Source organism: Paraburkholderia sejongensis, from assembly GCF_020880815.1.
Taxonomy (GTDB): Bacteria; Pseudomonadota; Gammaproteobacteria; order Burkholderiales; family Burkholderiaceae; genus Paraburkholderia; species Paraburkholderia sejongensis.
Genome location: NZ_JAJITD010000014.1, coordinates 95,598 through 111,723, shown reverse-complemented (window position 1 = coordinate 111,723; position 16,126 = coordinate 95,598). Strand labels below are relative to the sequence as shown.

Genomic DNA, 16,126 nt, shown 5'->3' with positions numbered 1-16,126 from the left:
CGCGGGTTTTCCTCTTCTCTTTCTACCCAACCGTACGATGACCCATGTCACCTCGCTGGCGGCACCGCGCCGCCGCGGCTCGCTTTTGTCGCGCGGCGCGCTCGGACTCGGCGCCGCGCTGCTGATCGCGCTGTCCGGCTCCTTTGCAATTGCACAGACGCCGCAACGCGGCGGCACGCTGAACTTCGTCGTCACACCGGAGCCGACCGCGCTCGTCGATCTCGCGACCACCGCGACCAATGTGCTGAAGGTCAGCCCGAAAGTCGTCGAAGGCCTGCTCGATTACGACTTCAAGTTCCAGCCGAAACCATCGCTCGCGACCTCATGGGAAGTCGCCGACGACAGCCGCAAATACGTATTCCACTTGCGCCACGGCGTGAAGTGGCACGACGGCCAGCCGTTCACCTCCGCCGACGTCGCGTACTCATTGCAAACGCTGCGGCAAGTGCATCCGCGCGCCAAAACGACGTTCGCGAACGTCACTGAAATAGCCACGCCCGATCCGTACACGGTCGTCATCACGCTGTCGAAGCCGGCGCCGTATCTGATCAAGGCGTTCTCTTCGTCGGAGACGCCGATCGTGCCCAAGCACCTGTACGAAGGCACCGACCCGCTGACCAACCTGGCCAACAACGCGCCGGTCGGCACCGGGCCGTTTCGCTTCGTCAAATGGATGCGCGGCAGCTACGTCGAATACGCGCGCAACGACGACTACTGGGACAAGGGCAAGCCCTTTCTCGACAAGATCGTCGTGAAGATCATCACCGATCCGGCCGCGCGCACCGTCGCGTTCGAAGACGGCTCGGTCGATCTGAGCGGCGACACGCCGGTACCGCTGTCCGACCTCCAGCGGCTGAAGAACAATCCGAAGCTCGCGCTGGATTCACGCGGCTACGAGTTCCAGGCCGGCGTCACGCGCATCGAGTTCAATCTCGACAATCCGGTCCTGAAAAATCTTCAGGTACGCCAGGCGATTGCGTCGGCGATCGATCGCGACGTGATCCGCAAGGTGATCTTCTACGGCTACGCGACGCCGCTGGCGAGCCCGATCATCCCGTCGAACCCGTACCACGACAGCGCGCCGGCGCCCTATCCGTTCGACGTGGCGCGTGCGAACGCGCTGCTCGACGCGGCTGGTTACCCGCGCAAGGCCGACGGCACCCGCTTCACGCTGACGGTCGATCCGCTGCCGATCGGCGATCTGCCCACCCGCACCGCTGCTTACGTGAAATCGGCGCTCGCGAAAGTCGGCATCGCGGTCACCGTGCGCAGCCAGGACTTGCCCGCGTATCTGAAGCGGATCTATACGGATCGCGATTTCGATTTCTCGGTCAACGGAATGAGCAATCTGTTCGATCCGGTGGTCGGCGTCGCGCGGCTGTATACGACCGATAACTTCCGCCGCGGCGTGCCGTTCACGAACGGTTCGCACTACAGCAATCCGCAGATCGACCAGTTGTTCGCGCAGGTCGCCGAAGAAACCGACGAGGCCAAACGCAAACAGCTGTTCTCGCAGATCCAGCGGATTCTGGAGCGCGACCTGCCCGATCTGAATCTGGTGGCGCCGCAATACCTGACCGTCTCCTCGCGCGCGGTCCACAACCATACGAGCGGCCCCGACGGCGTATCGGCGAGTTTCGCCGACGTCTGGCTGCAACGCTGAAACGATTTCAACCCACACCCTGACGGAACTGCACACATATGGAATACAGACAACTCGGCCGCAGCGGCATCAAGGTCTCGACACTGACGCTCGGCACGATGATGTTCGGCGGCCCGACCGACGAAGCCACCGCCGCGCGCATCATCGACCAGGCGCTGGAGCAAGGCGTCAATTCGATCGACACCGCCGACGTCTACGGCAAAGGCGAATCGGAGCGCGTGGTGGGCCGCGCGATCGCCGCGCAGCGCGAGCGCTGGGTGCTCGCCACCAAGTTCGCGAACCCGCTCGACGAGCGCGACGTGAACGCGCGAGGCGCATCGCGCAAGCATATCCGGCGCGCGGTCGAGGCGAGCCTGCAGCGCCTGGGCACCGACTATATCGACGTGCTGTACCTGCATCGCGAAGACCACCAAACGCCGGTCGAAGAAACCGTGCGCGCGTTGAACGACCTGATCCGCGCCGGCAAGCTGCGCTACTACGGGCTGTCGAATCATCGCGCGTGGAGAATCGCCGAGTTCAGCCATACCGCGCAGGCGCTCGGGCTCGATGCGCCGGTTGCGAGCCAGCCGCTCTACAACATCGCGAACCGCCAGGCCGAAGCCGAACAGTTGACGGCCGCGCACCGCTACGGCCTCGGCGTGATTTCATACAGCCCGCTCGCGCGCGGCGTGTTGACCGGCAAATACGAACCCGGTGCGACGCCCGGCGCCGACACGCGCGCCGGCCGCAGCGATCGGCGCTTGCAGCAAACCGAATGGCGACCCGAATCGATCGAACTGGCGCGGCGGGTGCAGGAACATGCGCAGGCGCGCGGACTGACGGCCGGCCAATTCGCGCTCGCGTGGGTGCTCAATAGCCGCTACATCAGTTCGACGATTGCCGGCCCGCGCACCGAAGCGCAATGGCAGGACTATCTGCCGGCGCTCGGCTATCGGCTGAACGCGGAAGACGAGGCCTTCGTCGACTCGCTGGTGACGACCGGACATCCGTCCACGCCGGGTTTCAACGATCCGGGGCATCCGTTCTTCGGGCGCCTCGCGCGCGATGGCGCGCAGCAGGACGACCGCGCATGGCCGGCACAGGTGTCGCGATGAGCGTCGATCGGCGCGATTTCATCCAACGTTCGCTCGCGATGCTGTGGGCCGGCACGCTCGGCGCCGCGTGGCCGCTCGCGCACGCCGCCGCGGCCGGCGCATCGGGCGGCGCATCCGCCGGTACATCGACCATTCCGTCGGCCGCCAGCGCGGTGACGCCGACGCGCGGCGGCACGCTGACCTACGCGGTGCAGCAGGAGCCGCCGTCGCTGGTGTCGCTGCTCGACACCAACACGGTGATCCGCAACATCAGCGCCAAAATCACCGAGGGACTGTTGCGCTACGACGCGCAGTTCAATCCGCAGCCATTGCTGGCAATCGCGTGGAGCACCAGTGCCGACGGCCTGCAATACACGTTCAGGCTCAGGCCGGGCGTGAAGTGGCACGACGGCGAGGCTTTCACCTCCGCCGACGTGCGCTACTCGATCCTCACGCAAAAACGGCTCGGCCCGCGCGGCCGTATCACGCTCGCGAACGTCGAACGGGTCGATACGCCCGATCCGCTGACCGCCGTCGTCGTGCTCGGCAAGCCCACGCCGTACTTCCTGAAGGCGTTGTCGTCGGCGGAATTGCCGATCGTGCCGCAGCATCGCTACGGCGACGGCGATCCGCTGACGAGCCCGAATCTGAGCGCGCCGGTCGGCACCGGTCCGTTCGTGTTCGATCAGTGGGTGCGCGGCAGTCATGTCAGCCTGCGCAGGAATCCGCACTACTGGCGCGCGGGTGCGCCGTATCTGGACCGGGTGGTCTACCGGATCGTGCCCGACCAGGGCGCGATTTCCGTCGCGCTGGAAACCGGCGAGGTCGATGCCGCCACCAACGTCGGTCTCGCCGATCTCGGCCGCCTCGCGAAGCTGCCGCATTTGAAGATCGACGACACCTACGACGCCTATCTGAACAATGCGGCCTTCCTCGAATTCAACCTCGACAATCCGGTGCTCGCGAAGCCCGAAGTGCGCAAGGCGATCGCCCAGGCGATCGATCGCAACTTCATTCGCGACAACGTGTTCTACCGGCGTTCGAGCGTGGTGGATTCGCCGGTGCCGAAGGTGCTATCGAGCTATTACGACGACAGCACGTTCCACTACCCGTTCGACGTGGACGCCGCGAATCGCCAGCTCGACGCCGCCGGCTATCCGAAGCAGGCCGACGGCCAACGCTTTGCGGTAAAGATCAATTACATCACTGGCTCGGATTTCCGCCGCGCGGCCGAGTATCTACGCGCGGCGTTGGCGCGCATCGGCATCAAGGCGACGATCCTCGACGGCGATCTGCCGACCTATCTGCGCCGCGCTTACACGGCGCGCGACTTCGATCTGAACCTGAACGGCCTTGGGCGCCTTTACGACCCGACGGTCGGCGTGCAGCGCATCTACTGGTCCGACGGCGTCAAGCATCCGCTGATCTGGATCAACGCGTCGCATTACCAGAATCCGCAAGTCGACGAGCTGTTCCGCACGGCCGCGATCGATACCGACGACGCGCGCCGCGCGGCCGCGTTCCGGCAGATTCAGCAGATTGTCGGCCGCGAACTGCCGGTGCTGCCGCTCGTCACGGTGCCGGCGTTGCAGGTGTATCACAGCCGCGTACATCACCTGAACAACAGCATCGATCTGACCGCCGGCGATTTCTCCGACACCTGGATCGAAGCGAAGAGCTGATTTTTAGGCCGGCGCCCCCGGTTGGATCGGGCGGCGCCGCATCCTGCCTATGAGAATCACGCCGCCCGCGCGTCGTCGAACGTACGGCCCGGAATCGCGTCGAGCAGCGTGCGCGTGTACGGATGCCGCGGCGCGCGCCAGATCTCGTGGTGGTCGCCGCTCTCGACGATTCGCCCCGCCTGCATCACATGCACGCGGTCCGCGATATAGCGCACCACCGACAGGTCGTGCGAAATGAACAGATACGCGAGCCCGAGGTCGCGCTTCAGATCGACCAGCAGGTTCAGAATCTGCGCCTGAATCGACACGTCGAGCGCGGACACCGGCTCGTCGCAGATCAGCAGAGCCGGTTCGAGCACCAGTGCCCGCGCAATCCCGATGCGCTGCCGCTGGCCACCGGAGAACTCGTGCGGATAGCGACCCAGCGCGCTGTTCGGCAAACCGACGCGGTCGAGCATCGCGGCAATCCGCGCGCGGCGCTGCTGCGCGTTGCCGATCCGGTTGACCACCAGCACCGTATCGAGAATCTCGGCCACGGTGCGGCGCGGGTTGAGCGACGCATAGGGATCCTGAAAGACCATTTGCACATGGCGTCGCAAAGGCCGCAATTCGCGTTCGCCGAGCGGTACGAGGTCCGTGCCGCGCAAGCGGATTTCGCCGGCCGCCGCCGGCACCAGCCGCAGGATCGCTTTCGACAGCGTCGATTTTCCGCAGCCCGATTCGCCGACGAGGCCGACCGTCTCGCCGCGCGCGATGCTCAGCGACACGCGCTCGACCGCCGGCAACGCCGCGTGGCCGCGCCGCTGCGGGTACTCGACCCGCAGGTCGCGCAATTCGAGCAACGGCGCGTCGCCATGCGCCGCCGACTGCGCTGCCGGAACGGTCGCCGCCACGGCAGGCTCGGTGCGCGCCGAGCGCGGCAGCACGGTAAACGACGGCCGGCCGTCCGCGCCGAGCCCATGGCGAATCTCCGGCAGTTTCCAGCCGCGATAGTGCAGATCGTCCGCCAGATTCAGCGACGCGCCCAGCAAGCCGCGCGTATACGGATGCTGCGGCTGCGTGAACAGACGCGCGACCGGCGCCTCCTCGATCTTCTCGCCGGCCAGCATCACCGCGACCCGGTCCGCGTGCTGCGCGACCACGCCCAGGTCGTGCGTGATCAACAGCAAGGACATCGACAGTTCGCGCCGCAAGCCGTCGAGCAATTCGAGAATGCGCGCCTGGATCGTCACGTCGAGCGCGGTGGTCGGCTCGTCGGCGATCAGCAGGCGCGGTCGGCAGGCCACCGCCATCGCGATCATCACGCGCTGCCGCTGGCCGCCCGACAACTCGTGCGGATAGTCGTGCACGCGCCGTTGCGGCTCCGGAATTTGCACCAGTTCGAGCAGTTCGACCGCGCGTTTGAACGCCGCCGCTTTCGACAAACCTTCGTGCTGGCGCAATGTCTCGACGATCTGCGCGCCGATCGACAACACCGGGTTCAATGAAGTCATCGGCTCCTGAAAGATCATCGAGATGTGCTGGCCGCGTATTTCGCGCACTTCGCGCGGCGACAGTTCGAGCAGCTCGCGGCCGTCGAAGCGCAGACTCCCGCTCACGCGCCCCGGCTCCGGCACGAGCCGCATCAGCGACAACGCGGTGGCCGATTTACCGCACCCGGATTCGCCGACGAGCGCGAGCGTCTCGCCTTGCGCGATATCGAAACTCAGGCCGCGCACCGCTTCGTGCGCGCCGAAACTCACGCGCAGATCGCGTACTTCAAGCAGATTGGCCACAGGGACTCCTCGATCACATTGCCGGCCGCGCGCGCAGCGCGGCCGCTTTTCAGGTTGCTGTCAGGTTCGTTCGCGCAGGCGCGGGTTCAGCGCGTCGTTCAGACCGTCGCCGAGCAGATTCAGCGCGAGCACCGCCAGCACGATCGCCGCGCCGGGCACCGCGGTCAGATACCAGGCAGTGCGCAGCGAATCGCGGCCCGCGCCGATCATCGCGCCCCAGCTGACCACGTTCGGGTCGCCCATGCCGAGAAACGACAGCGACGATTCGATCAGGATCGCGCTCGCCACCATCACCGACGCGGTGACGATCACCGGCGGCAACGCATTCGGCAGGATCTCGCCGAAGATGATGCGCGCGTTGCCGAAGCCCTGGCTGCGCGCGGCCAGCAGGAAGTCCGAGCGGCGCAGGCTGCGAAATTCGGCCCGCACGATCCGCGCGACGGTGGGCCATGACGCGATGCCGATCGCGAGCGCGATGATCGTCACGCTCGGATGGCCGATCGCGACGATCACGATCACCAGCAGAAACGACGGCACGGTCTGGAACAGCTCGGTGATCCGCACCAGCACGTCGTCGACCACGCCGCCGAAGAAGCCGCCGATCGCGCCGACCAGCGTGCCGATCACGAGGCCGATCCCGGCCGCGCTCGCGCCGATCAGCAGCGACACGCGGGTGCCGTGCGCGATGCCGGCCGCCACGTCGCGCCCGAGCGAATCGGTGCCGAGCCGGTATTGCGGATCGCTGCCCGGCCATTCGAACGGCGCCGCCACCATGTCGAGCGGGTCGCCCGGAAACAGATGGCCGGCGGCGAGCGCCAGCGCGACGAAGGCCGCGAGCAGCACGAGCCCCGCGAGCGCCGACGGATTGCGCAGCAGCGCGCGCCACACGCCGCGCCCGGCCGGCCGCTGTGACGGGTTTGCCGGCTCGCCGGCGGCCGCGCCGCGCCGCGTGCCGAAGCGTGAGCCGAACAGCGTGCCGCCCAACTGGCGGCGCCAGCTCGATGCGCGAGGCTCGGGCTGCGGCGAAATCAGATTCGAAGAGTCGGGAGCCATGTGATCTCTCTGTGAAAAAACGCCTGGCGCAAAGGGGGATGCGCGTTTCGTTCAGCCATTGCAGCGGCCTTCACGCGATGCGCGGATCGAGCCACGCCTGCAGCAGATCGACCAGCAGATTGGCGACGATCACCAGCATCGACGACAGCAGCAGCACGCCGAGCAGCACGCTGAAGTCGCGCGCCATCACCGCATCGAGCGCGAGCCGGCCGAGCCCCGGCCAGCTGAACACCGTTTCGGTGACGGCCGCGCCGCCCAGCAGCGTGCCGAAATGAATGCCGACGATCGTCGTCAGCGGGATCAACGCGTTGCGCAGCACATGACGCACCGTCACGCGCCACGGATGCAGGCCCTTCGCCTGCGCGGTGCGCACGAAATCCTGGCGCTGCACTTCGAGCATCGCCGCGCGCGTGAGCCGCGCGTAGATCGCGACGAAGAAAGTCGACAGGGTCGCGGCCGGCAGCAGCACGTGCCTGAGCGCGTCGACGAAATACGCGAAGCCGTGCAGCTGCACGCCGAGCGTGACATTGCCGCCGCTCGGCAGCCAGCCCAGATGCACCGAGAACAGCACGATCGCAAGCAGGCCGATCCAGAAGCCCGGCGTCGAGTAAAACAGCAATGCGAGCACCGACAGCACGCGGTCCGGCCACTTGCCGGCCCAATGCGCCATCACCGCGCCGAGCGCCACGCCCGCGACGATCGCGAACGACAGCGCGACGCCCATCAGCAGCAGCGTATTGGGCAGCCGCGACAGAATCAGCTGCATCACGGGCATGTCGTAGCGCGGCGAATAGCCGAGACTGAAATGCGCCAGATGCGCGAGATACGACCACAACTGCTGCAACACCGGCTGATCGAGACCGAACTTCGCGCGCAGCACCTGCATCGTTTCGACGGTCGCCGAACCGGACTCGCCGGCCAGCACGTCGGCCGCGTCGCCCGGCATCAGCTTCAGCAGAAAGAAGTTCAGGATCACGATGCCGATCACGGTCGGCAACGCCTGCCACGCGGTACGCCGCGCAATCGCGGCAAAACGCAGACCACGGCTCATCGTCTCGCTCCCTTGTGCTCAGTCATGGGCTCATTCATGCGTTCATTCATGCGCTCAGATAAACGTCCGCCAGATTGCCTTCGAGGCCTTGCGCGGACACCGTATGGTTATGAACCCGCCGGTTCGCGAGCGTCACCATGCGCGGCGCGACGAGGTTGAGAATCGGCAGATCGCGGTAGACGATCTGCTGGAACTGCTGATACAGCGCGACGCGTTTGCTCTCGTCAGTTTCGATCGCGGCGGCTTCGAGCAGGCGGTCCACCTCGGCATTGCTGTAGTGCGGCGCGTTCGAGAACGGCACGCCTGGGCGAATGTTCTGCGACCAGTACAGACGCTGCACGCCGACACTCGGATCGAACAGCGTATTCACGCCGATGCTGCTGAAGTCGAACTGACGGTCCGCGTACACGCGCTTCAGGAACGCGGGCAAGTCCTGCGAGCGCACCGTCACGTCGATCCCCACCTTTGCGAGCGCCGATTTCACGTAGTCGGCCTGGCGGCGGTACATGTCGCCGTACGGCAAAAAGTCGTGCGTGAGACTGAAGCGCACGCCGCCGGCCTTGCGCGGATAACCGGCGGCGTCGAGCAGCTGTTCGGCGGCGGCGGTATCGAATGCGTACGGTGCGAGCTTCGCGTCGTGATACGGGGAGCCCGGCGTGATCGGCGTCGGCGACAGGTCGGCGTAGCCATACGCGACCGTGCGCAGCACCACTTGCGGATTGATCGCATGCGCGATCGCCTGACGCACCCGCAGGTCCTTCAGGATCGGATGCTGAAGATTGAAGTCGATCTCAGCCAGCGGTTCGAGAAAGCGGTAGCCGCGCGTTTCGACAGCCAATTGCGGCAATTGCGTGAGGCGCGGCAGATCGGTGAGCGGCACCGGATTCTCGCCGCCCAGATCGAGGGCGCCGGTTTCGAACGCGGCAGAGCGCGCGGCCGCGTCGGGAATGACCTTCAGCACCAGCGCGTCGATATACGGCTTGCCGGCGTCCCAGTAGTCCGGATTGCGCTCGTAGACGATATTCGCGCCGCGCGTCCACGACTTGAAGCGAAACGGCCCGGTGCCGACCGGCGCGTTGTTGTGCGGATTGGTGAGCGGATCACCGGACGCATACAGATGCTTCGGCACGATCGGCGACTCGCCGGCCGACAGCGCCTTCAACAGATACGGCGCGGGCTTCGATAGTTCGATCACCGCGGTGCGCGCATCGGGCGTCGAGACTCGCGTGACGTTCGCGAAGGTACTGCGGCCACGCGGATGAATCGACTTCAGCAATTCGATCGAGAACGCGACGTCCGCCGACGTAAACGGTAGGCCGTCATGCCAGCGGACGTTTTCGCGCAGCGTGAAGATGTACTTCAGGCCGTCGGGACTGGTTCTCCATGCGGTCGCCAATTGCGGCTTGGGCCGCAAATCGAAGTCGTACGCTAGCAGACCTTCGAGCACTTTTGAACTCGCGACCAGCGCGGGGCCGGTGGTCTGAAAAATCGACACGAGCACCGGCGGCTCGGGATTGATCAGCATGTTCAGCGTGCCGCCGCGCGTGGGCGCCGCACCATTGGTGGCGCTCTGCGCGAAGCTTAATGCCGGCATGCCGGAGACCGCCAGCGCGGCAGTCGAGGAAATCAGAAAGGCGCGGCGATTCAGTCCTGCCATGTGATTCACATCCTTGTATCTATGCGTCGGTCTAAACGGGTTGGCCCGCGAAAGAGTTTCGAGCGCGCAGCGCCGCTCGTGCAGCACTTACGATAAAGGCGCAGCCGCGCTAATAGAACCAATGGTTGCGCATATGCAAAGCAGCTTGCGGACGAAGGCGATTTCGTTCTCTGCGAAACCACGCTCGACGACTAATCCAACAGCACGGTAATCGCGAATCCAATAAGGATTGCAAATGCATTGCCGGCGCTCGTCGATATCGCCGATCTATTGGCGTGCCAACATTTTTTCGAAATAAACCACTGAAATCGATATTGGATTTGATTGTTTGTTTCGCCGTTCGATTCTGCTTATCGTTCACGCCGGCTGCACCAGAACTCTTTCCCGGTCTCTCGCTCACCTCTCCTTCTTCAAACAACGTTTCGAACAACTATGAAAAAACTGCTTTTCGCTTTCAGCATGTCTTCGTTGATGATCGGTACCGCCAGTGCTCAAAGCAGCGTCACGCTTTACGGGATCGTGACCGGCAACGTCACCTACGTGAACAACGCGCAGACCGCTGCGACGTCCTCCTCCGGGCGGCCGCGCGGCGGCTCGCAAGTCGCACTGTTCGATAACGGCACGTCGGGACTTTCGTCGAGCCGCTGGGGCCTGAAAGGGGTCGAGGATCTGGGCAATCAGATCAAGGCGATCTTCGCGCTCGAGGGCGGCTTCAGCATCGCCAACGGCTCACTCGGGCAAGGCGGCGCGCTGTTCGGCCGCCAGGCGTACGTCGGTTTCACCGCGCCGCGGTACGGCACCTTCACACTGGGCCGCCAGGGCGACGCGCAGGTCGAACTGGTGTCGCCGCTGATTTACGGGTGGTATTGGGGCAATCTGTCGATCCACCCTGCCGACCACGACAATCTGAACTTCACGCACCGTATCAACAACTCGCTCAAGTATCTGTCCGATACCTACGGGGGCTTGCGCTTCGCCGGCCTGTACAGCCTCGGCGGCGTCGCTGGTAACGTCACGCAGAACCAGTACTGGTCACTCGGCGCGAGTTATACCGGCGGTTCTTTCGCACTCGCCGCGTCGATTCTGAATGCGCGCAATCCGAATACGTCGCTATACGGCACCAACCCGAATGCGAGCAGCACCGGCAATAATCTCGGCTCGGCCGGCTCGGCCACCACCGCCGAATCGAATCCGGCCATCGCGGGCTTCGCGTCGGCCAATACGCAGCAGACCGTGTCCGTCGCCGCTACTTATACGGCGGGCAGCGCGATCTTCGGTCTCGCATATGCGAATACCCAATACCGCGGGCTCGGCGCCAATCCCACGCTCAATACGCTGAACTACAGCGGCACCGCGGTGCTCGGCACCGTCAGCGCGAGCCTGCGTTATCAGGCGACGCCGTTCCTGCGCTTCGGCACTTCGTTCGACTACACGTCGGGCGGCAGCGTGAACGGCAAGGAAGGCGCGAAGTACGAGCAGGTCAATCTCGGCGCCGCGTATTCGCTGTCGAAAGCGACCGACCTGTATGTGACCGGCGCATTCCAGCACGCGAGCGGCACCGATTCGCTCGGGCGTCCGGCGGTCGCGGCGATCGGCTATCTGACGCCGTCCGCGACGAACAAACAGGTGGCCGTGTCGGCGGGCATCAAGCATACGTTTTAAAACGAAACATCCCGATCCGGCGACGGATCGGGATGTCTTTTGCCGCACACGCTACGACGGCCAGGCGCAGCCGCCCGCCGCTCAGAACACGCGCCCTTCGGTCAGATGCGTGGTCACGCCGTTCAACTCGTAATCGCCGATCACCCGCGCTTTGTGCAGCAACGGATTGTGGCTGAAGATGGTGCGCAGATTGCGCCAGTGACGGTCGAAGTTATGCGTGCGCCCGGTGGCCGATGCGCCGCCGATCTCGAACAAACGCTCGCCCGCATGCAGCGCGAGCTTGCTGACCACCAGTTGCGTCTTGGCGGTGGTCAGCGCGCCTTCGAGTACGCGTTCCTCCGCGTCCGCCGCGCCGCTGTGGATCGCCTGCGCCGAGCGGTCGAGGGTGCGCGCGTTGCTCGCGATCAGCGCATCGATGGACAGGCTGTGCGCGGCCAGTTCGCCGACCACCTGCTGCACGAAGCCGTCTTCGCGCGCGGACGGCGCGGGACTATGCAGCACCGGCCGGCCGTATTGCGTGACGTAGCGGCGCGCATCGGCGACGATATTGCGCACGATCCCCGCCGCGACCGACACCAGATGCAATTGCCGCACCGCGCTGCCATGCCGGCCGGCGAGACTCGTATAGCCGCGCGTGGCGACTTCGTCGGCGAACACCTGGACGTTCTCCAGCACGAGGCTGCCGCTCGCCGTCATGCGCTGGCCCATCCCGTCCCAATCGTCGAGCACGCTCAGGCCTTCGCGCGACACCGGAATCACGATCGACACTTTTTCGTCGTTCTCGTCCTGCACGTTGATGCGCGCATAGTCGGCAAACGCGGTGCCGGTCGAATAGTATTTCCGGCCCGTCACGCGGAAGTGCTCGCCGTCGCGCACCAGCTTCGTGACGATCTCACCCGGGCGCGACGTACCGAGCTCGGTCGACGCGCCGCCGAAAATCGCGCCTTCGCGAATCCGTTCGATCTGCCGGTCGTTGAACGCGGAACGCGGCGACAACAACAATTGCTCGGTCAGGTCGTAGTGAATCCGCAATGCGTGCGCGACATTCGATTCGTGCGCGGCGAGCGTCGCGATCACCTGAAACAGATCTTCGAGCGAGCCGCCCAGGCCGCCCCATTCGAGCGGAAAACGCAGCACGCTCAGGCGCGATTCGCGAAACAGCGCGAAACGGTCGAACGGCAACTCGCGCCGCAGTTCGCGCTGCGCGGCATCTTCGCCGATGGCCTGAGCGAGCGCCGGCAGCGCGGCGAGCGCCGCGTCCAGTTGCGCGCGCGCCGGATTTTGTTGTGAGACCTGCATGCATCGAGTCCTTGTAAATACGCGCGGATCGTCGCGGATCCGGCAGTTCGGAAAATCGAACCGGCACGCGCGCAGCGCGCGTGCCGAAGTGACGAATCAGTATAGGGACAGGCTCGCGCGCGCAAAACCAGTGAATCGAGCTATTTATATGCGTGATTCTGAAATGCGCGGCGCCCGGCATCCGCAGATAGTCAGGAATCCATTTCAATCGCTTGAGACCGGACCGTCGGGCTGCCGGCTGCTCGAAGCGAATTACTTAGCATGATTCGTTGGTTGGCGATCGGCGTGGCGCCGTGATCTACTCGATTTCCACAAAGGCATGCGCATGCTCAATCACCGCCTCGCCCGACGGCCGGCGCATTGCCGCCGCCGACCTGGCGCTTCCTGACTCCCTCGCTACCGCTCCTATGACCGCTATTCCGGAAACCGCCACCGAAACCGCGACGGACGCTGCAACAGACACCGGCACTGCCATTGCCGCGGACGCATCGGCTCTACTCGACACGCTCACGTTCGCGAGTGCCCGCGAGCAAGCCCGCGCGCTCGCCAATGGCCGCGTGTCGGCGGTCGATCTGCTCGAACATCTGCTGGCGCGGATAAATCACTTCGATGGCGCGCTGAACGCGCTCCCGGTACGTGACGTCGAGGGCGCACGCCGCGCCGCCCGCGAGGCCGACGCGGCGCTCGCGCGCGGTCAGCGCAAGCCGCTGCTCGGCGTGCCGATCACGGTCAAGGAGTCGTTCGATGTCGCCGGACTCGTGACGAGCGGCGGCGATCCGCGCCACGCGCAAAACCGCGCGACCAGCGATGCACTGGCGGTCGTCGCATTGCGCGAGGCGGGCGCGGTGATCGTCGGCAAATCGAACGTACCGCTCGCCAACGCCGATCTGGAGAGCTACAACGACGTATACGGCGTGACCCGCAATCCTTGGGATCCGGCACGCTCGCCGGGCGGCTCGTCCGGCGGTTCGGCCGCGGCGCTGGCGGCAGGCTATGTCGCGCTCGAACTCGGCTCGGACATCGGCGGATCGATTCGGATCCCTGCGCATTTCACCGGCGTGTTCGGCCACAAGCCCAGCTATGGAATCGTCCCGATGCGCGGCACCGGCGCACCGGGCGGCCGGATCGCCGACCGCGACCTCAGCGTCGCCGGGCCGCTCGCACGCAGCGCGCTCGATCTCGAACTCGCGCTGGACCTGCTCGTCAATCGCGAGCCGCTCGCCGCCAAAGGGTGGCGCTTGACGCTGCCGCCCGCGCGGCACACCGCGCTGCGAGAGTTTCGCGTGCTGGTGCTCGACGCATGGCCGAGCACCGAAGCGAGTCTGTCGGAACGCTGGGTGGTCGAGCGCGTGGTCGAACGGTTGCGCGCACAGGGCACGCGCGTGACCCGCGCAGCCGATTTGCCGGCAGGCGTGTTGCCGGACCTGAACGTGTCGCACGCGTTGTTCAGGACACTGTCCGGCTCGTCGCTGGCCGAGCCGCCGCCGTTGAGCGCGCAGTCTCTGAAGCAGCTCGAAGCATTGCATCCCGACGACCGCAGCGCGCGAGCCGCGCAACTGCGCGCGCCGGGCTTGTCCCATCGCGAATGGCTCAAAGCCAACGAGCAGCGCTATGTGCTGCGTCATGCGTGGGAAAAGCTGTTCGCCGGATTCGACGTGGTGGTCACGCCGGTCGCGCCGACGCCCGCGTTCGAACATGGCCATCAGGTACCGAAAGACGAACGCAGCTATCCGGTCGCTTATGCGGACGGTGTGCGCGACGTGCCGTTTTTCGATCTGTTTTATTGGGCCGGCCTGCCGGTATTGCCCGGCCTGCCCGCGACGAGCTTCCCGCTCGGCCTCGGCGACGACGGCCTGCCGGTCAGCGCGCAAGCGGTCGGCGCGTATCTGGAAGATCGCACCACGATCGCGTTCGCGCATGCGTTCGAAACCGCCTATGGCGGCTTCGTCGCGCCGCCGGCCTTTACCGCTTCCGTGAGCGCGCGATGACGACAGTTCAAACCTTCGAGGCGGCGCACGACGCGTCGCGCATCGCCGCGTGGAGCGAACGGGCCGCCGCGCTCGCCCGCGAGTTCGAGCAACTCGCCCCGCACCACGATCGCACTGGCGAAGCGCCGGCCGCGCAGTTCGACGCGTTGCAGAAGGCGGATCTGCTCAGGCTGGTGGTCGCGGCCGCGGATGGCGGCCACGGCGCGGGGCTCGCCGCGGCAAGCGCGGTCGTGCGCGAAATCGCTTATGGCGATCCGTCGGTCGCGCTGATCCTCGCGATGCACTACAGCCAGCACGCGGCGATCGTCTATTCCGAGCGCGAGGGCCTGGGCGACTGGCCGTCGCATCTGGCGCGCCGGCTGTCCCGCGCCGCCGCGACCGGTCCCGCGTTGCTGAACGCGGCGCAGGTCGAACCCGGCCTCGGCTCGCCGTCGCACGGCGGGCTGCCGGACACCGTCGCGCGACGCGACGGCGATTACTGGCGCGTGTCGGGCCACAAGCTGTACGTGACCGGTTCGACGCTGCTGTCCTGGATCAGTGTGCTGGCCCGCACCGACGAAGCCGAACCGCGCCTCGGCCAGTTTCTGATTCCGCGCGATGCGCGCGGCGTGCGCATCGTCGAGACATGGGACCCGCTCGGCATGCGCGCGAGCATCAGCCACGACCTGCTGCTGACCGACGTGGCCGTGCCGCTCGCCGACGTGGTGGCGCTCAAGCCGGCGACGCTCGGCTTGCAGCGCAGCGCGCATACCACCGCGTGGTATCTCACGCTGGTCGCCGGCGTCTACGACGGCGCCGCGCGCGCGGCGCGCGACTGGCTCGTGCAGTTTCTCAACGAGCGGCGGCCCAATGCGCTCGGCGGGGTGCCGCTCGCCGGTCTGCCGACCATCCAGCAGAGCGTGGGCGCGCTGGAGCTGCTGCTGCAAACCAACGACTGGCTGCTGAAAAGCTCCAGCGCCGCGCTCGATCACGGCAACGCGCCCGATTCGCTCGCCGCCACCGTCAAGCAGACGGTTGTCGACAATGCGATCAAGGCGATCGATATTGCACTGGAACTAGCGGGCAATCATGGGCTCGCACGTGCCAATGCGCTGGAGCGGCATCATCGCAACGTGCTGTGCAGCCAGATCCATGCGCCGTCGAACCGGCTGCTCAGCGGCAACACCGGCCGCGCGATCCTGACCGCCTGGCAAGCGCGGCCGGCTGCGCGGGATTGAACGTCG

At 65.9% G+C, this 16,126-nt stretch carries 11 protein-coding genes; 6 read left to right on the top strand and 5 right to left on the bottom strand.

The genetic code is table 11. The annotated features are described in order from the left end of the window. Positions 1–37 precede the first annotated feature (37 nt). The 3 genes from LJ656_RS25115 to LJ656_RS25105 are packed head-to-tail and all read left to right on the top strand — an operon-like array spanning position 38 to position 4,418. Positions 38–1,663 carry an ABC transporter substrate-binding protein gene (locus LJ656_RS25115; RefSeq protein WP_230512228.1) on the top strand — a complete coding sequence of 542 codons (1,626 nt, stop codon included), beginning with the start codon at positions 38–40 and terminating at the stop codon, positions 1,661–1,663. A 38-nt stretch (positions 1,664–1,701) separates the two neighbouring features. Beyond that, the gene (locus LJ656_RS25110) at positions 1,702–2,757 is read left to right on the top strand and encodes an aldo/keto reductase (protein ID WP_230512227.1); all 1,056 of its coding nucleotides are present in this window, start codon (positions 1,702–1,704) and stop codon (positions 2,755–2,757) included. After that, on the top strand, positions 2,754–4,418 hold the full coding sequence (locus LJ656_RS25105) for an ABC transporter substrate-binding protein (RefSeq protein WP_230512286.1): 1,665 nt from the start codon (positions 2,754–2,756) through the stop codon (positions 4,416–4,418). The genes LJ656_RS25110 and LJ656_RS25105 overlap by 4 nt, the downstream gene beginning before the upstream one ends. A gap of 56 nt (positions 4,419–4,474) precedes the next feature. Here the strand turns inward: LJ656_RS25105 and LJ656_RS25100 are convergent, their stop codons facing one another. The 4 genes from LJ656_RS25100 to LJ656_RS25085 form a co-directional block, all read right to left on the bottom strand. Further along, positions 4,475–6,193 (bottom strand): ABC transporter ATP-binding protein, encoded by a 1,719-nt coding sequence (locus LJ656_RS25100; protein ID WP_230512226.1) that lies wholly within the window; start codon positions 6,191–6,193, stop codon positions 4,475–4,477. Between the two features lie 60 nt (positions 6,194–6,253). After that, a complete protein-coding gene (locus tag LJ656_RS25095) occupies positions 6,254–7,246 on the bottom strand; it encodes an ABC transporter permease (RefSeq protein ID WP_230512225.1) in 993 nt (330 codons plus the stop codon). Between the two features lie 70 nt (positions 7,247–7,316). Further along, positions 7,317–8,297 (bottom strand): ABC transporter permease, encoded by a 981-nt coding sequence (locus LJ656_RS25090; RefSeq protein WP_230512224.1) that lies wholly within the window; start codon positions 8,295–8,297, stop codon positions 7,317–7,319. A 46-nt stretch (positions 8,298–8,343) separates the two neighbouring features. Next, the gene (locus LJ656_RS25085) at positions 8,344–9,954 is read right to left on the bottom strand and encodes an ABC transporter substrate-binding protein (protein WP_230512223.1); all 1,611 of its coding nucleotides are present in this window, start codon (positions 9,952–9,954) and stop codon (positions 8,344–8,346) included. A 432-nt stretch (positions 9,955–10,386) separates the two neighbouring features. On the opposite strand from LJ656_RS25085, the gene LJ656_RS25080 reads away from it, so the two are divergent. Beyond that, positions 10,387–11,616 (top strand): porin, encoded by a 1,230-nt coding sequence (locus LJ656_RS25080; RefSeq protein ID WP_230512222.1) that lies wholly within the window; start codon positions 10,387–10,389, stop codon positions 11,614–11,616. A gap of 81 nt (positions 11,617–11,697) precedes the next feature. On the opposite strand, the gene LJ656_RS25075 is transcribed toward LJ656_RS25080, so the two are convergent. After that, a complete protein-coding gene (locus tag LJ656_RS25075) occupies positions 11,698–12,915 on the bottom strand; it encodes an acyl-CoA dehydrogenase family protein (protein WP_230512221.1) in 1,218 nt (405 codons plus the stop codon). 407 nt (positions 12,916–13,322) lie between these two features. Between LJ656_RS25075 and LJ656_RS25070 the strand changes: the two genes are divergently transcribed. After that, a complete protein-coding gene (locus tag LJ656_RS25070) occupies positions 13,323–14,903 on the top strand; it encodes an amidase (RefSeq protein WP_230512220.1) in 1,581 nt (526 codons plus the stop codon). After that, positions 14,900–16,120: an acyl-CoA dehydrogenase family protein gene (locus LJ656_RS25065; RefSeq protein WP_230512219.1), complete on the top strand. Its 1,221-nt coding sequence runs from the start codon at positions 14,900–14,902 to the stop codon at positions 16,118–16,120. Before LJ656_RS25070 ends, LJ656_RS25065 begins: the two co-directional genes overlap by 4 nt. Positions 16,121–16,126: the final 6 nt, after the last annotated feature.